General features: G+C 67.8%; 19 protein-coding genes. All 19 read right to left on the reverse strand.

Annotated elements, in window-relative coordinates; genetic code table 11:
* Positions 1–18: 18 nt before the first annotated feature.
* Positions 19–714, reverse strand: coding sequence for an SRPBCC domain-containing protein (locus tag ACGFIZ_RS28110; protein WP_393424254.1), 696 nt, complete (start codon positions 712–714; stop codon positions 19–21).
* 23 nt (positions 715–737) lie between these two features.
* Entirely contained in the window at positions 738–1226 is a 489-nt protein-coding gene (locus tag ACGFIZ_RS28115; RefSeq protein WP_393424257.1) for a (2Fe-2S)-binding protein, read from the reverse strand.
* Positions 1219–2103 carry an FAD binding domain-containing protein gene (locus tag ACGFIZ_RS28120; protein ID WP_393424260.1) on the reverse strand — a complete coding sequence of 295 codons (885 nt, stop codon included), beginning with the start codon at positions 2101–2103 and terminating at the stop codon, positions 1219–1221. The genes ACGFIZ_RS28115 and ACGFIZ_RS28120 overlap by 8 nt, the downstream gene beginning before the upstream one ends.
* Complete coding sequence (locus ACGFIZ_RS28125; RefSeq protein ID WP_393424344.1) at positions 2100–4502, reverse strand: xanthine dehydrogenase family protein molybdopterin-binding subunit; 2403 nt, start codon at positions 4500–4502, stop codon at positions 2100–2102. The genes ACGFIZ_RS28120 and ACGFIZ_RS28125 overlap by 4 nt, the downstream gene beginning before the upstream one ends.
* 103 nt (positions 4503–4605) lie before the next feature.
* A complete protein-coding gene (locus tag ACGFIZ_RS28130) occupies positions 4606–5016 on the reverse strand; it encodes an ATP-binding cassette domain-containing protein (protein ID WP_393424263.1) in 411 nt (136 codons plus the stop codon).
* Between the two features lie 245 nt (positions 5017–5261).
* Positions 5262–6872, reverse strand: a complete 1611-nt coding sequence (locus ACGFIZ_RS28135; protein WP_393424266.1) for a PucR family transcriptional regulator — start codon at positions 6870–6872, stop codon at positions 5262–5264.
* A gap of 61 nt (positions 6873–6933) precedes the next feature.
* Positions 6934–8049, reverse strand: a complete 1116-nt coding sequence (locus tag ACGFIZ_RS28140) for an ATP-NAD kinase family protein (RefSeq protein WP_393424269.1) — start codon at positions 8047–8049, stop codon at positions 6934–6936.
* 4 nt (positions 8050–8053) lie between these two features.
* On the reverse strand, positions 8054–9697 hold the full coding sequence (gene gcvPB / locus ACGFIZ_RS28145; protein WP_393424272.1) for an aminomethyl-transferring glycine dehydrogenase subunit GcvPB: 1644 nt from the start codon (positions 9695–9697) through the stop codon (positions 8054–8056).
* Positions 9694–11088 (reverse strand): aminomethyl-transferring glycine dehydrogenase subunit GcvPA, encoded by a 1395-nt coding sequence (gcvPA, locus tag ACGFIZ_RS28150; protein WP_393424275.1) that lies wholly within the window; start codon positions 11086–11088, stop codon positions 9694–9696. Before gcvPA ends, gcvPB begins: the two co-directional genes overlap by 4 nt.
* Positions 11089–11221: 133 nt before the next feature.
* Positions 11222–11467 (reverse strand): hypothetical protein, encoded by a 246-nt coding sequence (locus ACGFIZ_RS28155; protein ID WP_393424278.1) that lies wholly within the window; start codon positions 11465–11467, stop codon positions 11222–11224.
* Positions 11468–11510: 43 nt separating this feature from the next.
* Positions 11511–12710: a M24 family metallopeptidase gene (locus tag ACGFIZ_RS28160; protein ID WP_393424281.1), complete on the reverse strand. Its 1200-nt coding sequence runs from the start codon at positions 12708–12710 to the stop codon at positions 11511–11513.
* The gene (locus ACGFIZ_RS28165; RefSeq protein ID WP_393424284.1) at positions 12707–13000 is read right to left on the reverse strand and encodes a hypothetical protein; all 294 of its coding nucleotides are present in this window, start codon (positions 12998–13000) and stop codon (positions 12707–12709) included. The genes ACGFIZ_RS28160 and ACGFIZ_RS28165 overlap by 4 nt, the downstream gene beginning before the upstream one ends.
* A gap of 100 nt (positions 13001–13100) precedes the next feature.
* Positions 13101–14111 carry an ABC transporter substrate-binding protein gene (locus ACGFIZ_RS28170; protein WP_393424287.1) on the reverse strand — a complete coding sequence of 337 codons (1011 nt, stop codon included), beginning with the start codon at positions 14109–14111 and terminating at the stop codon, positions 13101–13103.
* A gap of 83 nt (positions 14112–14194) precedes the next feature.
* Positions 14195–15028, reverse strand: coding sequence for an ABC transporter permease (locus ACGFIZ_RS28175; protein WP_393424290.1), 834 nt, complete (start codon positions 15026–15028; stop codon positions 14195–14197).
* Positions 15025–15867, reverse strand: coding sequence for an ABC transporter ATP-binding protein (locus ACGFIZ_RS28180; protein ID WP_393424293.1), 843 nt, complete (start codon positions 15865–15867; stop codon positions 15025–15027). Before ACGFIZ_RS28180 ends, ACGFIZ_RS28175 begins: the two co-directional genes overlap by 4 nt.
* A gap of 550 nt (positions 15868–16417) precedes the next feature.
* Positions 16418–17539: an o-succinylbenzoate synthase gene (gene menC, locus ACGFIZ_RS28185; protein WP_393424296.1), complete on the reverse strand. Its 1122-nt coding sequence runs from the start codon at positions 17537–17539 to the stop codon at positions 16418–16420.
* Between the two features lie 22 nt (positions 17540–17561).
* Positions 17562–18233 carry a MurR/RpiR family transcriptional regulator gene (locus ACGFIZ_RS28190; protein WP_393424299.1) on the reverse strand — a complete coding sequence of 224 codons (672 nt, stop codon included), beginning with the start codon at positions 18231–18233 and terminating at the stop codon, positions 17562–17564.
* A 66-nt stretch (positions 18234–18299) separates the two neighbouring features.
* The gene (locus ACGFIZ_RS28195; RefSeq protein ID WP_393424302.1) at positions 18300–19295 is read right to left on the reverse strand and encodes an LLM class flavin-dependent oxidoreductase; all 996 of its coding nucleotides are present in this window, start codon (positions 19293–19295) and stop codon (positions 18300–18302) included.
* Positions 19296–19308: 13 nt separating this feature from the next.
* Positions 19309–19869 (reverse strand): hypothetical protein, encoded by a 561-nt coding sequence (locus tag ACGFIZ_RS28200; protein ID WP_393424305.1) that lies wholly within the window; start codon positions 19867–19869, stop codon positions 19309–19311.
* Between the last annotated feature and the right edge of the window lie 4 nt (positions 19870–19873).

Genomic DNA, 19873 nt, shown 5'->3' on the forward strand with positions numbered 1-19873 from the left:
TGAAACGTGTGAGGTCGCTCAACAGGGCAGCTGGCGCGCCCGGCGGTTCGTCCACAGCCGGGTCGCCAACGCGCCGAGCACGGCGCCGACCAGCAGGGGCGTCTGATTGGTCCGGACCCAGCCGGCGACCTGGCCGCGAACGATGGCGAGCGGGTCGATCGCGGCGGCCGGCTCCTGCTGACCGTCGCCGGACAGCACCGGGTCCGGCGTCACCGTGCCCGGCGACCCGGCTGCGGGGCCGGCAAGCGGCTGCACCGCCGCGGCCGAGGCGCCTACCAAGCCGCCCTCGACGCGCAGGGCACCGACCCGGCCGACGTTCTCGACGAACTCCTGGATCAGTTTGTCCGCGACACCCTGGACCGCGTTCCCGCCGATCTGGGCCACCAAGCCGCGCAGGCGCAGGTCGGTGACGAGTTCGACGCTGCTCACGTCCTGGCGCACCGCGTTGACCGTCACGGCAAAGGTGACATCCACTCCGCCGTGCCCGCCCGCGTCCCTTCCGCTCGCGCGAATCACGATCCGGCAGGCCGCCTCGTCGCGCTCGAGCACCGTGGCCGTCCCCTGATACCGGGTTGTGATGGGGCCGACCTTGATGGTCGCTTCACCGGTGTACTCGTTGCCGAAGCCGTCGATGATCCGGGCGCCGGGAAGGCATCCGGCGACCCTTTCGGGGCTGCTGACGAAGGTGAAGACGTCAGCGGCCGGCGCGGCCATCTCCACGACGTGCTTGAGCTGCATCATTTCTCGCTTTCTGCGTTGCGGGCGTCGCGGACGTTCTGCACGGCGCGGACGATTTCCCGGCATCCCGTGCACCGGCACAGGTTCGATGCCACCATTTCCTGGATCTCGTCGTCCGTCGGGTTTTCTCGCGTGCGCAGGAACCAGGTCGACAGCATGAGGAACCCTGGCGTGCAGAATCCACATTGAACGCCGTGCTGCGCGATGAACTCCTGTTGCAGATCGCTGAGCTGTCCTGCCTCCGCGAGCGACTCGACCGTCTCCACCCGGCGGTCGTCGGCCTGCACCGCGAGAATGAGACACGAACGCACCGGCTCGCCATCGACGAGCACCGTGCACACACCGCAGATTCCCTGTTCGCAGGTGATGTGGGTGCCGGTCAGACCGAACTCTTCGCGCAGGACGTCGCCGAGCGGCCGCCGTGGTTCCACCACCACGTCACGTGTGGTCCCGTTGACGTTGAGGCGAATCAGGTGCTCCTCAGCCATTGCGGGCCTCCTTCTTCAGGTCGTCGCGGGCGGCAAGCAACGCGCGTTTCACCAGCACGCCGACCAGGTGACGGCGGTACTCGGCGCTGGCGTAGATGGTGGATGCCGGCTCGATCAGCGTCGACACCTGCCAGGCCGCGTCCTCGATCAGGGCTTCGTCGAGGAGCGCACCGGTGAGCAGGGTCTCCAACTGCTCCAGTCGTACAGGTACGGAGGCAACACCACCGAGCGCAACCCGCGCATGCGTGCAGACGCCGCCCTCCGCGGCGAGGACCACTGCGGCCGAAGCGATGGCAAAGTCACCGTAGGAACGGGTGAACTCGATGAACCGGCTGACCCCGGGCGGCGGATCGATCTCGATGCCGGTGACCATCTCGTCCGGGTCGAGGGCGGTGGCGAGGAAGCCGTGGAAGAAGGCCGCCGCGGGGATGCGACGTTCACCGCGGGAGCTGCGGGCGACGATCGTGGCGTCCAGCAGCCGGGCGACCAGGCACCACTCCGCGGAGGCGTCCGCGTGGGCGACGCTGCCGCCGATCGTACCGCGGGTGCGGATCGGCAGATGCCCGATGTGTGCGGCGGCCTCGCCGAGCACCGGAAGGAGTGAGCGCGCCGGCTCGCCCACCGGCCCGGCCTCCAGGTCGGCGTGGGTGGTGAGCGCGCCGATGGCCACCCGGGAACCGTCGATCCGCACCCCGCGTAGCCCGGAAATCCGGCCGATGTCCACCAGGAGTCGCGGTCTGGCCAGCCGCAGGTGCATCATCGGCACCAGGCTCTGCCCGCCGGCGAGCAGCTTGGCCCCGTCGCCCTCGGCGCTCAGCACCGCCAGGGCATGCTCGACGTCGTCGACGCGGATGTAGTCGTGCGCGGCGGACCTCACAGCGCCAGCCCTTGGGCCGCGACGAGCACGGAGGACTGTGCCGCCGCCCAGACCCGGTCCGGTCGTAACGGCAGATGGTTCATGGGCGCCTGCAACGCGTCGGAGACCGCGTTGGCAAGTGCCGCCGCCGGGCCGACCGTTCCGGCTTCCCCGCAGCCCTTCGCACCCAGTGGTTGGAAGGGTGAGGGCTTCTCCTGGTGGCTAATCTCGACCGTGGGTATCTCCATGGCGGTCGGGATCAGGTAGTCCATCATCGTGCTCGTGGTGAGCTGACCCGCGTCGTCGTAGACGAGTTCCTCGAGCAGCGCACCACCGAACCCCTGGGCCGCACCGCCGTGAATCTGCCCGTCGACGATCTGCGGGTTGATGACAGTGCCGCAGTCGTGCACGACGAGGTACCGCTTGATCTCGATCGCGCCGGTCTCCCGGTCGACCTCTACCATGGCGAGGTGGACCCCGCTGCCGAAGGCGGTCATGGTCGGTGACGGCTCGTAGAACGATTGCACCTCGAGGGCCGGTGGCGTGTCCAGGGTGGCGCGGTGACGCCTCGCCGCCTCGACACTGAGTTTGGCGAAGGTCAGCTCGTGCGACGGGTTTCCCTTGACCTGCACGCGACCGTCCCGCAGGAGGAGATCGTCGGGATTGGCCGCCTCCAAAAGATCTGCGGCTACCTCACGGATCCTCGTTGCCAGCTCCGCTGCCGCCTTACGCGTCGCAACGGCTGCGGCGAGTGCGCTACGGCTGCCGATGGATCCGCGATTGCTGTGCGGCACGAGATCGGTGTCGCCGGCGACGACCGTGACATCCTCCGGGCGCAAGCCGAGTTCGTCGGCGCACACCTGGGCCAGCGCGGTGCGGATGCCCTGCTCGATGTGCGAGGCACCACTGTAAGCGACGACAGAGCCGTCCTGACCGACCCGGACCAGCACCCCTTCCCGGCCGCCGACCTGGTCGCCGCGCGCGGCCAGCCCTTTGAACGACCCGGTGCCGGTGGCCTCGGTGTACAGGGCGATGCCGACGCCAACCAGCCGGCCGGCGGCGCGCGCCACCGTCTGCTCGGTTCGCATCGACCGGTAGTCCGCGTTGGTGAGGACCGTGTCGAGCAACCGGGGCAGGTCGGCGCTGTCCATCGTCACCCCGCTGGGCAGCCGGTGCGGGAACTCCTCGGCGGTGAGCAGGTTGCGCCGCCGGATCTCCGCCGGATCCAGATCCAGCCGGGCGGCGGCGGTGTCGATCAGCCGCTCCAGGACGAAGGTCGCCTGCGGTTGCCCGAAGCCTCGGTACCCGCCGGAACGGACCTTGTTGGTGAATGCACACCGCAGGTCGATGTCCACCTTGTCGATGCGGTAGCCGCCGGTCATGTAGTTCGCCGTGTACGACGACGGGCCGATCCCCGAGTAGCCTACGAAGGCACCGATGTCGGAGACGAGCAAGTCGCGCAGCGCGAGGATGCGGCCGTCCTCCGACAGCGCGAGCGCAGCCCGGTGATACTGCTGCCTGGCGTGCACCGTGCTGAGGAACGACTCCGCCCGGTCCTCGATGAACGACACCGGGCGCCCGAGCCGCTGCGCGGCCCAGGCGACGAGCAGGTCTTCGGGGTAGACGTCGTAGTAGACCCCGAACGTCCCGCCCATGTCAGGCGCCACCACCCGCACCTGCTCCACCGCGAGGCTGAGCAGCTCAGCGAGGTGATCGCGGACCATGTGCGGGTGCTGGACGGTGGCCCAGACGGTGAGACGCTGACCCGCCGGGTCCGGCTGCGCAACGAACCCCCGGCGCTCCATCGGGACACCCGTCTGCCGGTGGATCGAGAGATCCGCCTCCACGATGACCGGCGCTGTCGCGAAGGCCTCGTCCACCCCTGGTGAGCGGATCTGCATCTGGAAGGCGAGGTTGGACTCGATGCCCGGCTGCACCCGCGGGCTGCCCGGGGCCAGCGCGTCGAAGGCGTTGGTGACGGCCGGTAGCTCCTCATACTCGATCTCGACCAGCTCTGCCGCGTCCTCGGCCAGTTCGCGACTGGTGGCGACGACGGCCACCACCGGCTGGCCGACGTAGGCCACGTGCTCCGCCGCGAGCGCCGGATAGTGCGGGATCGTCTGCCCCGGTGAGCGCCAGGCCACCGGCACCGGGCCGTTGCGGTCCCCCAGGTCGGTGGCGGTGAAGACAGCGACGACCCCCTGCGCGGCCCGTGACTGCTCGGTCCGCACCTCGAGCACTCGGGCGTTGGCGTACGTCGCCCGGACGAAAGCGACGTGCAGGGCGCCGTCGACACGAAGGTCTCCCAAGTAGCGGCCGAGCCCCTGGACGAGCCGGACGTCCTCGCTGCGGGGGATGCTCCGGCCCACCGAACGCTCACCGGCGAGTACCGTCTCCCAGCCGTCCGGCCGGTCTGTCATTGTCACGATCCGTACCTCATTTCTTCGCCCGCCGCGGACTTGATGCGAGTGGCCCGCGGCGCCTAGCCCGTGCCCAGGTACCGGAAGCCGAGCGCCTCGACACTCAGGAAGTCGTCCGGCGCGCCCGAGCCGACGATCCGGCCCGACTCGATGACGAGGACGCGGCCGGCGCCCTCGATCGAGGGACCGACCATCTCTGCTCGATGAGCAGGGCCGACACGCCACGGGCGCGGATCGCCTCGTTCGAGGCGTAGAGGTCGTTGACGACGACGGGTGCAAGGCCCAGCCACGGCTCGTCGAAGGTGATGAGACTGGGTTCGGCCATCAGCGCCCGCGCCACGGCCAGCATTTGCTGCTCCCCACCGCTGAGGCTGCCGGAGAGCCGGCAGGACAGTGCCGCCAGCTTCGGGAAGACCTCCTTGATGAAGCCGGGCGTCTCGACGCCGGCTTGCCCACGGGCCGCGTCGAGCGCGATCGCCAGGTTCTCCGGCCACCGCCGAGACCGTATAGACATTTCGCTTCATTAGCGCCCTTGCATTTGTCGAGTCGTACTGTGGAAGCCCAACCGGGCTCACCGCTCTCCGGCGGTATACGCCAAGTTCGGCTGTCCGGCCGACCTTGGCGTCGCGGATGTTGGTCGTCCTACTCGCGTGAGCGGGTCAGCGGGTCGGGCCCGTCCGAGATGTTCATGGGCACTCGCTGGGCACGTCGTCCGTGGAGCCCTGAGAGCCCCGAGCCTAACGACGCGCCCTGCCGGGTTCATTGGCCATGACGTACAACTTGGCAACGTGCCGCACCACTTGGGCCAACTGATTCGGCGGTGTGCGCGGAAACCAGTTCCCGCACCTCCAGCGCGAGCCACAGTTCGAGCCGGTCACGGGCGTCTTCCAGGCTCCGCCCGGTCACCTGCTCGACGCGCAGCAGCCGCTGGCGCAGCGTGTGCCGGTGCACACCCAAGCAGACGGCCGCCGCCTCGGCGCTCCCCGTGTGTGCCAGGAACTCGCGCAGCGCCGGCAGGAGATGGGCACGGCGCGCCTGCTGGTCATGGGCGTCCAGCGGGGCGAGGATCGCGTCGGCGAAGGCCGACAGCGTGGACGGATCGCCGAGCTCGAGCAGTGCGCGGTAGCTGTGCACACTGGTCAGCTCGAGCACCGGCACGCCTTGGGCCTGTGCCGCCGCCGCTGCCCGGCGCGCCTGCCTGATGCTGAGCGTGACATTCCCCAGCGAAACGGTGCCACCGATTCCGGCGTGCCGGCCGGCGACGATCTCGGCGAGTCGCTCGTTGAGCTCGGGCGGCGGATCGAAGGCGAGTGCCACCACCTCGCCGTTTCGGTGTTGTGCCAGCACCGGGTGGCGCGCCGGCAGCATCACGTACTCCAGCAGTTCCACCAGCTCGCCGGGTGGTGGGTTGGCTCCCGTCCCGTCGGCGCCGGACTCGATGACGACCGCCTTGACCTGCTTCGCCCGGATACCCCGGTGAGCCAGCCGGGCCGCCGCCTCGGCATCGGGCACCGGGCCCTTCATGAGCCACTCCAGCAGCAGCACCCGTTGCTGGCGCGCAGCCTCGTGTACCGCATAGCCGCGCTCGAGCTCCAGCGAGAGCAACGACGCGGCGCTGGCCAGGAGGATCCGGTCGTAGGGGTCGAACACTCCGGCCTTGCCCGCCAACAGGAACCCCCGGACCCGGCCGGCCACGCCGAGCGGCAGGATGACCGAACTCACCGCCACGTCCACGAGCGCGGTCGCACTGCGCAGTCCTCGCGTACGGGCGTCCCGCAGTTGGGGCAGCAGCGGCTGGAGCCGGCGCCGGGCTTCCGCCGACGAGGCTGCCAGTTCGTCGCCGCGCACGTCGCACACCACGCACCAGATCCGCGTCGCCGCCGACAGAGCACCGACGATGCCGCTCACGCCGCCGGGCGAGACCACCGATGCCGTCAGCGCGCGCTGGGCGTCGAAGGCCCGCCGCATCGGTTCGTTGCGCTCCTCCTCCAAGGCGTGCGCAACCGCCCGGATGATGGCCTCGAGCGGTACGGCCTCGGGCACGTGAACGAGTGGCAACTCAAATTCGTCGGCCGCCTGGATCAGCGCGGCGGGAACCTCCTGGTGCGTGACGCATGCTCCGGTGCTCAGCCCGAGGGCGGCGACGTTCGATTCGGCGAGCTGACGGATGTAGGTCCGGGTGCTCGCCGCATTCGCAAAAAGTTGGATTCCCGTGGTGAGGAGCAGTTCGCCGCCTTCCAACCACGGCGCCGGTTCCTGAAGCTCACTGACATGTGCCCACCGCACCGTCCGGTCGAGTCCGGCAAGGCCCGCAATTACCGTGAGCTCGAGTCCACGTGTCTCAACGATGCTACGAAGGGTGACTGCCATCCGTGTATTCGACTCTTCCCCGAACGTTAACGCAAGATTGCCGGCGGCGCGTTTTCCCTTGTCACACCGCTTGTACCGGGTAGACCAGTTCCGCCCGACAACCCGTGATCACCCGGACATATCCCCGAAATATGTCATTTACGACGTCTTGCCCTGTATCCACCAATAGTGGGCGACTACCGAGCGTAATAAGCTTTTCTTCGGGACAGACGACAAGAATGCCCTGACGGCCGACCCGGCTCAGGACAGATGGGCTGATCTGCTGGTTTCCCCGGCCAAAAAGAAAGCCCTGCCCGCCGATCGGCGAAACCACCACGACCGATCGATTATCGATCAGCTGGAGCACTTCCTGCTCGGACAGGTCCGTTCCGAGGAGGCGCCCGTCGGCCACCACGTCCACGCCCAGCAGCGACCCCTGCAGGCCGAGTGCGCGGCTGACGGCCGCGGTCGTCATGCCGGGTCCCAGGACGTAGCGCCGTCCCGGTTCCATCCGCTCGACAACCTCCCGGGCTGCGCCTTCCAGCGAACCGGCGGACCGCACCGCGGAGCCGACCTTCCGGGCCTGGACCTTCTCGGGCAGGTACGGCACCGTCAGCACGCCGAACACCGCCGAGGCCAGAACGCCGGCGCGTCGGGCATCCTCGTCGAGGTCGACGACCTCGCGCTCGGCGAGGCTAACCCGGCGGCCGCCGGCCATGGCGATGACGATCTCGGCGCACGCCCGCGGGGACACACCGAAGACCGCCGAGTGCATCTTCACGCCGGACGGCACACCGAGCGCCGGGAAACCTGTGCCGACGGCCGCGCAGACGTCCCGGGCCGTGCCGTCCCCGCCGACGAAGAGCAGGATGTCCACCCCGGCGCCCTGCAGTGCGCGTGCGGCGGCCCGGGTGTCCTGCGCAGACGTCTCCCGGCCTGCCGGAGGGCGCCACACGACCTCCGGGCACAGCCCTTGGCGGAGGAGCACCTGCTCACCCATCGCGCCGCCCACCGTCACCAGAGGTGGCAGCGGATCGAGGCACGCCAGCCGGGCGAGGACAGCCCCGGCCCGGTCGGCGGCCGGCGACACCGCGCCGCGGGCCAGCGCCTGCCGCCGGACCGCAGCGCTGTCGCTGCCGTGCAGGCCCACCCGCCCGCCGAGACCGGCCATCGGATTGACGATCAGCCCGATGCGCAACGTTCTACCGATGGCGCGCCTTCTCCCGAACGGACCGCTGCGGCCGATCCCCTCCCGGGGACCACCGGGGCGGCTGCGGCATCTGCTCACCGAGGTACTTGCGCCGGTACGCACGCCACGTGATCGCCCAGGTCTCCGGGTCGCCCATCGCGTCGTGGTCGATCTGGTGGATAGTGCTCGCGTGCGGAGCGCCGTGGATCACCTCGGGGCGGGTGCGCGCCTCCTCGGCGACGGTGCGCATGATCGCGGCGTACTCGTCGATGTCCGCCTTGGAGTAGGACTCCGACGGCTCCAGCGTCGCTGGCTCGGGCACCACATAGGGGTGGTGGCTGGTCCAGTAGTGGACACCGAAGTCGGCGGCCCGTTCGCCGATCTGCGCCGAATGGATTCCGGTCTCCTCGGTGAGCTGCTGCCAGCTGTAACGAGCCTGCTCGATGCGACGCCGGCCATCGGCGTACGGCGCGGTGACGCCCGGAATCTCCAGCATCTTCCGCATCAGGTAGTTGTTGTTCAGCACCGCGGTCTCTGCGACCTGCCGCAACCCCTCCGAACCCAGGCTCATGATCCAGGCGTACGCGCGCAGCAGGTTCGGCGTGACACCGTGGAAAGGCCGTACCTTCCCGATCGACATGGGCCGGTCGTGGTCCAGGTAATACCGGGTGCCGTCGAACTCCACGGTGGGCCGCGGCAGGAACGGCGCGAGCTCTTCGGTGACACCGCACGCCCCGGCAGCCGGGCCGCCACATGCGTGCGGTGTGGAGAAGGTCTTGTGCAGGTTGAAGTGGCACATGTCAAAGCCGGCCTCACGGGCCCGGGTGATGCCGAGCAGACCGTTGGCGTTCGCCTGGTCGTAGATAGCCAGGCCGCCCACGTCCCGCACGACCCGCACGAAGTCCGCGATCCTCGGGTTGAAGATCCCGGTGTCCTCCGGGTTCGTGATGAGCAGGGCGGCCGTACGCTCCGAGACGGCCTGCTTGAGCGCCTCGATGTCCGGGTACCCGTTGACGTCCGGAAAGAGGGTGATCACCTTGTACCCGGCGGTCTTCGCACACGCCGCGTTCGAGGGGTGCGAGAAGATCGTCGTGATGACCTCGTCGCGCTGCTCGGCCTCACCACGCGAAGCATGGTATGCCTGCATCATCCGGATATTGGTGTAGATCGCCGCCGACCCGGAGCCTGGTTGGAGGCTGAACCGGTCGAGGCCAGAAATTGCGCAGAGCATCCGCTCCAGGCGGTGGATGACCTCGAGCATCCCCTGCACGGTCGACTCGTCCTGCAGCGGGTGGAGGTCTGCGACCTTCGAGGAACGTACGAAGCTGTCGTTGACTTTCGGGCTGTACTTCATCGTGCATGTGCCCTGCCCGATGTCGATGTTGAGATCGACCCCGAGCGTCTCCTGCGACAACCGCAGATAGTGTCGCAACACATGCATCTGGGACAGCTCGGGCAGCGTCGGTGGCGCCGTGCGCCGCAACCCGGCCGGCAGCTCCGCCCGCGCCCCGACCGCCTGCGCAAGCTCCGGCTCCGCGAGCGGCGGCAGCACGCCGCGCTCGCCCGACGTACCCTGCTGGAAGATCATCGACTCGTCCCACCGGGCCTGGTGGAACCGCCGCAACTCCGGCTTGTCGAAAAGCTGCTCTCCGCTCATCGCAGTATGTCCTTCAGAGCCTCACCGAGACGATCGATATCGACCATCCGGGTCGTTTCGGTCACGCAGTACAGCGCGCTCTGCCCGAGCGCGGAGAAGTCACAGCTGAGGTCCTTGCCGCCGAAGATGCCCTGGGCGAGCAGCCCCGCGTTGAGCTCGGCCACGGTTACACCCGGCCGCTCGATCCGGACGACGAACTCGCGGAAGTGACTGCCCGCCACGAACGGGACAGTGAGGCCCGGCACTCGCGACACGACGTCCATCGCGTACCGCGTCCGGGCCAGAATCGTCTCCCCCAGCTCCGCCATACCCCGCGGGCCCATCAGGGCCAGATAGCTACCGGCCGTGATGCCCCACAGCGCAGCGGCCGTCCCGACCCACTCGTTCGCCTCCTCACGAACCGCCAACGACGTGCGCTCATAGGCGACGTCGGTAAACCCCAACTCGCCGGGTACCGCCGTCGGCGCCAGACCGAGCAACCGGGACGGAAGCTCCATCACCAGAATCGGGTCGTCATGCAGCGCGAGGTAGCCACCGTGCCCGCCCCCGAACTGCAGATGGATGCCAAGCGACTGAATGTCGCCGCAGACGATGTCCGCGCCGTACGACGCCGGGGGCGCGAGCACGCCGAGACTGATCGGGTCACAACTGACGACAAAAAGCGCGTGGTGCGCGTGCGCGATCTCGCCGATCGCGGCGAGTTCCGACTCAACCATCCCGAAGTGGTTCGGGACCTCGACGTAGACCGCAGCCACGTCGGCACCCATGGCTGTAGCGAGTTCGTCAACCAGCGCGGAGCCGCCGGGGCCGTCGGGCGACAGCGGCTCGAGGTCGAGGGCGGGGCGCGCATAGTCGCGGATCTTGGCCATCTTGTCCGGGTCGACTGGGCCCAGGACGAGCACGCGGCGACGGCCAGTGGCCCGACCGGCGACCCGCAACGCGGTGGCGCTGGCCTGGAAGCCGTCGTACGTGGGGACCGTGACGACGTCCATTTCGAGCATTTCGCCCATCATGCTGGTGTACTCGAACAACGCCTGGAACTTGCCGTGGTCTTCATACGTCTCACCGGCATAGGCGGTCAGGAACTCCGCACGACCGTTGATCTCGTCGCACACTGTCGGGACAAAGTGGTCGTAGCATCCCGCGCCGAGGAAGCTCAGGTATTCCCGGATGGTCGTGTTGCGGTTGAGCAGCCCGTGGACGTGCCGGGCGAGATCCGCCTCCGCCGGCAGCGGCGCTGGGAGGTCCAGCGACTCCGTCATCCGCAGGGCTTGCGGGATCTCCGTGTAGAGGTCCTCCACCGTCTCGGCCCGCACCGCGGCCAGCATCTCCGTTCGGACGGCGGCTGCGCTGTTGGGGATGTAGGGGTGAACTCGTTGTGTTCGGTTCACAAGCGAACTCCTGTCGGCACCTTGTCTTTCGCCCCGCAAGGGCGTCAATCACCGGCGTTCCGTACCGGCGCTGGGAAGCCCGTACAACTCGCCCGGGTCGATCGACCCGCCAGCCAACGGACGACAGCGACGCTCAGCACTCGATGACGTTGACGCCCGAGCCGCCGCGCGCGGGCTCCTTGTAGTAGTGCAGGACAGCCGAGACGATGCCGGCCGCACCGTTGGTCGCGACGATTCCGACCATCAACCGCCTCAGACTGAACTGGTCGACGGCGGCCAGCGCCTTGGCCAGCCGGATCGGGCTGGTGACCCCGGCCAGGTAGGACAGGGCCACCAGCGGCTCGCAGCTCGGATCAGTGCCAACGAGCTGTTCTGGCATCCACAGGCGTGCAGACCGCCGGAGCTGGCCAGCTCGGCATGGCTCAGGCGTCCACCATGCGAAGTTCGTTTCGCGGAATGCTGGACAGGGTCTCCAACCCATCCTCGGTGACGTGCACAATTTCTTCCACGCAGAACAGACCGATGCGGCTTGTGTCGTAGAGCCAAGGCTCCATGGCGAACAGCATCCCTGGCTCGATGATGCGTTCATCGTACGGGGAGATGATGGGCGGCTCGTGGACATCCATCCCGATGCCATGCCCCATCATGTCGATGTACTTGCCGGAGCCGAAGTCCGCCAGAACCTTCCGGCCGATCTCGTAGACGTCCTTGGCGCGTACGCCGGGCCTGAGCGCCGCCAACATCGCCTCGTGCGAACGGATGACGGCGTCGTAGAAGCGTCGGTGCTCGTCGGGTGCCTTGCCGATGTGGGCGACGTAGGCGACGTCGGTCTGGTAAAGGCGCTTCTGCAGGCCTACGTCGACCAACAGCATGTCACCGAGCTCGACCGGCCGATCCACGGGCAGCGAGTCGGCACACGGGTAGCGGGGTAGCCCAGCCCGGATGTTGAGGAATGACGCGCCGTCCGCGCCGAGTTCGGCACCGGTCCGTGTGATCCACGAGGCGACCTCGATCTCGGTCGTGCCTTCATGGGTGTGGTCGAAGGCCCGGAGGATACCCTGATCCGTCATATGAACGATCTCGCGCATCCGGTCGACCTCGGCTGCCGACTTGATCGCGCGGCAGCCCCAGATCACATCCTGGGCGCTGCGGAACTCGGCGGCGGGCAAACCGTCTCGGACGGCATGGTAGTCGGCGAGATTCCAGCCGCCGGCGAGGTTGTCACCCATCTCGATGCCGATGACACCGGTGCTGCTGCCCAGTTTGCGGATGCCGTCGATCACGAAATCGGCGAATCCCCGGGGGCGGGCATGGCACTCCGGGAACATCACCATGTTGGTGATCCATGAGCTACGGGTGGCGTTGCCGACGAAAAAGTCCGGGATCACCAGGATCGGGTCGGCGTTCCGGTGTAGCAGCACGGCACCGGTCGCGAAGGTCTTCGACCCCCAGTGTCCGGTCAGGAACCCGGAGAAGTACTCGACGTTCTCCTGCTGGTTCAGTAGCAGAACGTCGATCCCGTGCTGGCGCATCAGCAGTTGTGCGCGCTGCACTCGTGCCTGGTACTCGACGGTGGGAAAGTCCGAGTACGGGGGATCGAGGACCATGCCAGTTGCTGTCATGTCAACTCCTGAGCGGTGTGGTGGGCAGGACGGGCTCGTGCCGGTGCTGCGATCAGTGTGGTGAGGGCTCGAAGGACCGACCCGATCTCCGGTTCAGAGGCCATCTCCTCACCGCGATCAAGGCTGACCGAGGTCAACCCGGCGGACTCCAGCGAGCGCAAAAGGTTGGCAACCTCCTCTGGCCTGCCGGCGGGACAGTGGGCCAGGGCGACCTCGTCGGGGAGGGCGAGCGCGACCGGTGTGCCGCGGTGCAGCCGGTCCGTGAGCGCGTCGAACTCCTCGTCGGTCAACAACCCGGCCGTCCGTGAACAGGGAACGCAACGCGGGGTCGCCGGCCCACCGGACCGAGCCGTGGTTCGATGCGTGACAATCGACGACTAGCATTTCCACTCATTTTCCACTCATGGCGGCGTCGACGATCTCGTTCGTGACCGCTTCCGACACGTCCACATGCCTCTTGGTGACCTTGGCGGAGAGCAGATCTGCCTCCTCGGCCTGCCAAGCGTCCAAGTCCTGCGTGCCGAGCGAGCCATTGGCCGCCTTCACGTACGGCTCCGAGAGCTTCCACCGCGCCACGATCATGTCTGCCTTGACATCCGGGTAGGCCTTGGCCATCAGCTGGCCGGCTTCGTCGGGGTGATCAAGGGTGTACTGAAGGCCCTTGAGTGTCGCCCGCATCCAGCGGATCAACAGCTCCTTATTCTTCTTGACAGTGTCGGCTCGAACGAAGTAGCCGGTGGACGGCCAGCCGACACCGGCGTCGGCGAAGCTGAGGGTGTTGAGGTCGTCCTTGTATTCCAACGGTGCGAGGTTGGCGACGAACACGCACGCGACGTCGATCTCGCCGCTCGGCAGGGACTTGAGGTCGGCCCCTGGAGGCAGGTTGACAAACCTGACCGCGTCGGGGTTGACGCGCTTGTTCTTGAACGCCGCCAGCATCGCGGCATACGTGGAGCTGGTGAAGGAGATGCTGATCTTCTTACCCTTCAGGTCACTCCAGTCCTTGATTCCGCTCTGCTTCATCGAAGCCAACACCGTGGAGTTGCGCTGGAACTGGGTGCCGATGTTGACCAGATCCATGCCATTGGAGCGGGAGGAGATGACCGTGGAGGCCTCGCCGGTGCCGATCAGCACGTCACCGTTGGCGACCAGCTTGGCAGCCGTGGCACTGCCGTCACCGACTTGGTCCTGCAGGTCGATCTTCTCCTCGCGGTAGAAGCCTTTTTCCTTGGCCACCATGATGGGCAGCGCGACGTCGTCGGGGATCCACGAGTGCCGCAGTTTGACGACGGTCATTCCGTTGACGCCGGTCTCAGGCTCCGAGCCGGACCCGCAGGCGGCCGTGGTAAGGGCCAGGATACCGACAGCAGCGCTGGCCGCGATCTTCTTGAATTGCAACATGAGCTCCTTCCGTGCGCGGGTACGGGAGTATTGCTCCCAGCTCGCTGGCCAGGCGGAGAGGGAGAAGGTTGGACGGGTCGGCGTCACATCGACTGGCCAGTGACCGACTCGTGGGGTTGGTGTGGCAGAGACAGCCGCTCCAGCACTCTGACCACCATGAACAGCACGATGCCCATGAGGGTGATCATGACCAGCCCGGCGAAGGTTTCGGCTGTCCGCAGCTGGCTGTTGGCCTGCAGGATCTGGTAGCCCAGGCCCTCAGATGAGCCGACCCATTCACCCACCAGGGCACCGACCACTGCCAGGGTGATACCGACCTGCAGGCCGCCGAAGATGTGCGGAAGGGCGGTGGGCAGTTCGACCATGCGGAAGATCTGCAGTCGCGTCGCCGATACCGAAGCCATCAGTTGGCGAAGCCGTGTGTCGACGCCCTTGATTCCGGTGACCGTGTTGATCAAAACCGGGAACAGGCAGATCAGCGCCGTGATGGCCACCTTGGGGGTGAGCCCGGCGCCAAACCACACCAGAAACAGCGGCGCCAAGGCGAGCTTGGGAACGGTCTGGGTAATGACGACGGCCGGGTAGACCAGGCGCTCGACAAGGGGTGAGTAAGCGATCGCGATACCGCCGAGCAGGCCGATCAACGAGCCCAGCACGAAGCCGACGGTGGTTTCCACGAAGGTGACCCACGTATGGTGCAGCAACAGTGCCCAGCCGTCGACCATTGCCGCAGCGATCGCGGTCGGGGGCGGGAGGATGTAGGCCGCTACCAACTCCAGCCGGCAGATAAGCTCCCACAGGGCGAGCAGCAACAGATAGAACACGGCGGTCACCGGTGTGCCCATCCGGCGACGGTTCACGAACTCACGGGAGGCCCGGGAGGCCTCGGCGTCGGGCGGAGTGTGAGTGATCGTCATGCGTCCAACATCCTTCGCAGTTCGCGGACGTACTGGTGGTACCGCGGGTCGTCGCGTTGGTCGGTGGTGCGCGGCCGGGGCAGCTCGATCGGCACCACCTCGGCGATCCGGCCGGGCCGGGCGGAGAAGACCAGCACGACGTCGGAGAGCAGCACCGCCTCCTCGATACTGTGCGTCACGAACAGCACCGTGCTGCGCTCGGCGGTCCAGATGCGCAGAAGCTCGAAACCCATACGGTCACGGGTGATCAGATCCAACGCACCGAACGGCTCGTCCATGAGTAGCACGCCCGGCTGGAAGGACAGAGCCCTTGCGATGGAACAGCGTTGCTGCATCCCGCCGGAGACCTGATCCGGGTAGTGGCCCAGGAAGTCGCCAAGCCCGACCAGCTCGAGCAGTTGCCGACCGCGTTCCCGGCGCTCGGCCTTACCGACGCCAAGGACCTCCAGCGGCATGGTCACGTTGGCCAGCAGGGTCCGCCACGACAGCAGAGTCGCCTCTTGGAAGACAAAGCCGTAGGCGTGCTGCTTGCGAGCTGCGGTGGTGCTCTGGCCATCGATGGTGATGGTGCCGGTGCTCGGCTCCAGCAGGCCGGCCACCATGCGCATCACGGTGGTCTTACCGCAGCCTGACGGCCCGATCAGAGACACGAACTTTCCGGGTTCGGCAATGAAGGTCGCGTCTTCCACGGCATGCGTGATCCGCCCACCGGTGCGGAACGTCTTTCCGACCGACGAGACCACGACCTTCTTGCCGAAGCCGGCGTCGCCACCGCTATGGGCTGTTGGGGTATCTTTCCCGGGTGACGTGACCTGGGTTGAGGATCGCGATTGATGCACGAGACGACCTCTCTGCGTAGCGGAAATCTCTGTCCCGGCGTAGTCCCCCCCCGACAACGACTGCGGCTCGGTCCGGACGGGTCATCCGCGGAACCGTGAAATGGTCTGCCGAGACTAACGTCGGCCCTCCCCGCTTTCATTGGCCAGGACGTACAACTTGACAACTCAGCGCACCACTTGGGCCAACTGGCTCACCTCTGTGCTCCGAACCAGTTCCCGCACCTTGAACGCGAGCCACAGTTCGAGTCGGTTCCGCGCGTCGTCCAGGCTCGGGTCCGTCGTTGAAACGGTATAACTAGGAACAAAAGGGCCGCCGATATGGGAGATATGAAGACCGCTTTAACGGTCATGACGGACGCTTGACACACTGGCGGCGGCGGTCCAGGCCGGCCGTTGGCGGCACAGGCCCGGGCGCAGGGGCTGGGTCTGCTGGACCGCGACGGCTGCTGCGGCAGTTGACCAAGCATTCCCGGAAGCCAAGCTGGACGCGGAGATGGACGAGCACCTGGGCTACGGCAAGCACGACCCAGCCGAGCGAGGAGGGCGGCTGTCAGCGCGGGGCTCGATGCCGGCTGATGCCGACGGCGATCGACTCGATCCGGGCCAGGTCGACCGCCAGGCCCAGGCCGGGTCCGGGCGCTGGGGAAACGTATCCCTCCCTCGCAATGATCGGCGGATCGACGACATCGTGTGCGAAGTACTTGTCGGAGCCGGAGAGGTCGCTCGGGTAGTCGAAGGCGGGGTCGCACGCGAAGGCGATGTTGGCCGCACGGCCCACTCCGAACTCGTGCATGCCGCCGCACCAGACGCCGACGCCGTTGCCGGCGCATTGCCGGGCGAGGGCCAGCGCGGGCGTCAGGCCGCCCACGCGGGAAACCTTGATGTTGACCACCTGTGCCGCGTCCAGCGCGAGCATTGTCTCCAGGTCGGCAGCGTCCTCAACGGACTCATCGAGGCACAGCGGTGTCGCGATCCGCTGCCGCAGGCGGGCGTGGGACACGAAATCCCGGCCGGAGTACGGCTGTTCCACCATGGCCAGCCCCAGCCCGTCCAACTGGCGCATCACCTCGTCGGACTCGGCTCCCGGCCGGTAGGCGCCGTTGGCGTCGACGTGCAGCAGGAGGTCGGGGTACGCGCACCGCACCGCCCGGACCGGTTCGACGTCCCAGCCGGGCCTGATCTTGAGTTTCACCCGGTGGTATCCCTCGTCGAGATAGCCGCCGACGCGCTCGACCAGGCGCCGGCTGGACTCCTCGATGCCGACCGAGACGCCGACCGGGATCGTCCTCGGCGACGTACCGAGAGCCACCGTGAGCGGTACTCCGTCGCGTCTGGCCGACATGTCCCACGCCGCGCCGTCGAACCCCGCCTTCGCCGCCGGGTGCCCGGCGATCCCCGACCACTGCGCGTTCAGTTCGCTGGGATGCCGCCACTCCTGGTCGAGCACTGTGGGGGCGAGGAACTCCGTGGCGACGGCCCAGGCGGTCGAGACGTACTCCGAGGAGAACCACGGTCCGTTACCGCACGCGATCTCGCCCCAGCCGTCGAGGCCCGACTCGTCGTGGAAACGGACGAGGATGTGCTCAATCGCGTCCTTGCGGTGGGAGCTGGTCTCGAAGGTCGACCTTAGCGGCAGCCTGACCCGATAGAGATCTATGCCGATGACCCTCACCCGTGTGCCTCCGGCGTCACCGTCATTCCAGGTACGTGTCGAGCGCCTGGTGCAGACGCTCCCGTTCGGCGAGCCTACGCCGCGCGCCCTTCGCGCTCGCCGTGGTCAGCGTCGTGAGCAGGTGGATGACCGCGGCGACGGCGGTCGGTGAGTCCGCGTAGGAGGCGCTCACGGTGGGTACGACGACGACCTCATGCGCGAACCGGGCGATCGGCGCGTCTGGAGCATCAGTGATCCCGATCACGAGTCCGCCCTGTGCCGCGAACTCCTCCGCGACCGTCACCGTGCGGCGCTGGTACCGGCGGAAGGAGAAGGCGACGAGGACGTCGGTGGGGCGCACGTCGAGGAGCACGTCGAGGGAGCGGACGGTGACCTCGTCGACCAGCAGCACCTGGCCGAGGCCGGCGGCGAGGTCCCAGGCGAGCAGCGTGGCGTGGGCGAGGCTCTTGCCCGCGCCGATGATGAAGCGGCGCCTTGTGCTGACGATGCCGCTCGCGGCCCGCACGAGCGAGTCGTCCTCGCCCAGGTGGTCGAAGGTCCGCTGGAGGTTCCGCAATTCGGCGTCGAGCACCCGAGCCCGCAGGTTCGCGGCGGACATGTTCATCTGTAGCCGTGCCGCATAGCGGTCCTTTGGGCTGATCAGGCTACGGTTGTCCGACTCCGTGCTCTGGATTTGCGTCTCGTCGAGAGTCAATGTCGTCCTTCGGTCATCGCGGCGCCCGCAGGGAGACGATAGCGTCAGCGCCCCGTGGCGGGGTCTTTACTGTGTCGCAGGGACGAAGTGTGCCAGGAGGGGCATCACCTCGGTGAGGTTGAGTTTCCCCGCGACCGGGATCGGGGCCAGCGCGATCTCGTCCACGCCGGCGGTCGTGTACGCGAGGAGGCGCTCTCGGCATGACGCGACGGTGCCGTAGGCGACGAAACGCCCGACGACCTCCGGCCCCAGCCGCAGCCGCAGGTCGTCGACCGGGCGGCCCAGCAGCGGCTCGATCTCCTCCCAGAGTCCGCTTTGGGCAAGGGTGGGTGCCACCCGGCCGGACGCGAGCCGGGCGGCGACGAGTTCCCGCGCGTTGCCATAGGCGACCTCCTCGTCGTCGTGGACGCTGGTGTAAACGAACGCCGTGATCGGCAGGTCCACGCCCCGTTTGGCGAGCGCGGGCGCGATCTCTTGGCGTACCCAGGAAACGTATGCGGGCGAGGAGAGCGCCGAGAGGATGAGCCCGTCCGACTCCCGTGCCGCCATCCGCAGCATCCCGGGGGACTCGGCGGCCACCCAGAGGCGCGGGGGTCTCGTCGCGGGATAGTCCAGCCGTACACCGTCGAGGTTGTCGAACTCGTCCCGCCAGCGTGTCTCCGCGCCGCAGAGCAGCGAGCGCAGGAGCCGGACGCGGTCGGTCAACGACCCGATGGCCTTGTCGGGCCGGCGGCCCAGGGCGTCGAGGGCCCGCAGGCTGCCTAGCCCGATGCCGGCCTCGAATCTGCCCGGGAACATCGCGTCGAGGGTGGCGATCTCCATGGCGAAGGTGGCGGGACTTCGCACGTACGGGGATGCGATGCCGAGGCCGACCTCGATGCCGCCGGTCGCCGTGAGCACGGCTCCGGCGGTGGAGAAGGCGCCCTTACGGAAGTAGTCCTCGGTGATCCAGAGTCTGGAGTAGCGGGATCGTTCGGCGAACCGGGCGACCGCGAGGGTCTGGTCGGGCGGGACCGCGCTGCTCAGCATCAGCGACATCCGGGGGGCGCGCTTCTCCATCATCGTCCGCGCGCTCTCAGGCCGGCCGGTCGAGGGTGAAGGTGTAGGTGATCGGCTCCCCGTACGGGTTGCCGCCGAGACCCCGGTCGGTCAGTGTGTCACCGAAGGCCGGGCGCGGCTCCTGGAAGGGCTGGAGCGGTCCGGAGTGGAAGTGCCACATCTTCCACTCTGGCACGCCCTCGCCGTTGTCGCGGTGGTAGATCTCGGTCGCCTTGCTGCCGAAGGTCTGGTCGACGTCGGGGATTTCCCAGTGCCGTTCGGTCTGGACGGGGGCGACGCGCCGGTAGGTGAGTTCGCTGATGACCCAGGCGGTGTCGGCGCGCGCCTCGATGCGCAGGACGGCCACGGTCTGCGTCAGACGGGGCGGGATGCCGGTGTCGATGAAGTGCTGCCAGAGCTTGGTCACCTCGTCGACGCCGAAGTAAGTGAAGCTGTTGCGGTTGAACATCGACAAGGCGTTGCCTGAGGGGAAGCACTCGCGCATGGCCGGGACGTCGAGCCCGACGTTCGCCTTCCACCACTGCTTGTGCAGGGCCAGCACCTGCCGCTTGTCGTACTCGATGGTGTCCATTCCCATGGGG

The sequence above is a fragment of the Micromonospora sp. NPDC048830 genome (genome assembly GCF_043198215.1).
Lineage (GTDB): Bacteria > Actinomycetota > Actinomycetes > Mycobacteriales > Micromonosporaceae > Micromonospora.

What these genes read in the sequence shown, in the direction of transcription:
- ACGFIZ_RS28175 (WP_393424290.1), bottom strand. Translation starts at nt 15,028, where the DNA reads ATGACGATCACTCACACTCCGCCCGACGCCGAGGCCTCCCGGGCCTCC.
- ACGFIZ_RS28125 (WP_393424344.1), bottom strand. Translation starts at nt 4,502, where the DNA reads ATGACAGACCGGCCGGACGGCTGGGAGACGGTACTCGCCGGTGAGCGT.
- ACGFIZ_RS28135 (WP_393424266.1), bottom strand. Translation starts at nt 6,872, where the DNA reads ATGGCAGTCACCCTTCGTAGCATCGTTGAGACACGTGGACTCGAGCTC.
- ACGFIZ_RS28195 (WP_393424302.1), bottom strand. Translation starts at nt 19,295, where the DNA reads ATGATGGAGAAGCGCGCCCCCCGGATGTCGCTGATGCTGAGCAGCGCG.
- ACGFIZ_RS28130 (WP_393424263.1), bottom strand. Translation starts at nt 5,016, where the DNA reads ATGTCTATACGGTCTCGGCGGTGGCCGGAGAACCTGGCGATCGCGCTC.
- gcvPB (WP_393424272.1), bottom strand. Translation starts at nt 9,697, where the DNA reads ATGAGCGGAGAGCAGCTTTTCGACAAGCCGGAGTTGCGGCGGTTCCAC.
- ACGFIZ_RS28170 (WP_393424287.1), bottom strand. Translation starts at nt 14,111, where the DNA reads ATGTTGCAATTCAAGAAGATCGCGGCCAGCGCTGCTGTCGGTATCCTG.
- ACGFIZ_RS28160 (WP_393424281.1), bottom strand. Translation starts at nt 12,710, where the DNA reads ATGACAGCAACTGGCATGGTCCTCGATCCCCCGTACTCGGACTTTCCC.
- ACGFIZ_RS28115 (WP_393424257.1), bottom strand. Translation starts at nt 1,226, where the DNA reads ATGGCTGAGGAGCACCTGATTCGCCTCAACGTCAACGGGACCACACGT.
- ACGFIZ_RS28155 (WP_393424278.1), bottom strand. Translation starts at nt 11,467, where the DNA reads ATGCCAGAACAGCTCGTTGGCACTGATCCGAGCTGCGAGCCGCTGGTG.
- ACGFIZ_RS28110 (WP_393424254.1), bottom strand. Translation starts at nt 714, where the DNA reads ATGGCCGCGCCGGCCGCTGACGTCTTCACCTTCGTCAGCAGCCCCGAA.
- ACGFIZ_RS28200 (WP_393424305.1), bottom strand. Translation starts at nt 19,869, where the DNA reads ATGGGAATGGACACCATCGAGTACGACAAGCGGCAGGTGCTGGCCCTG.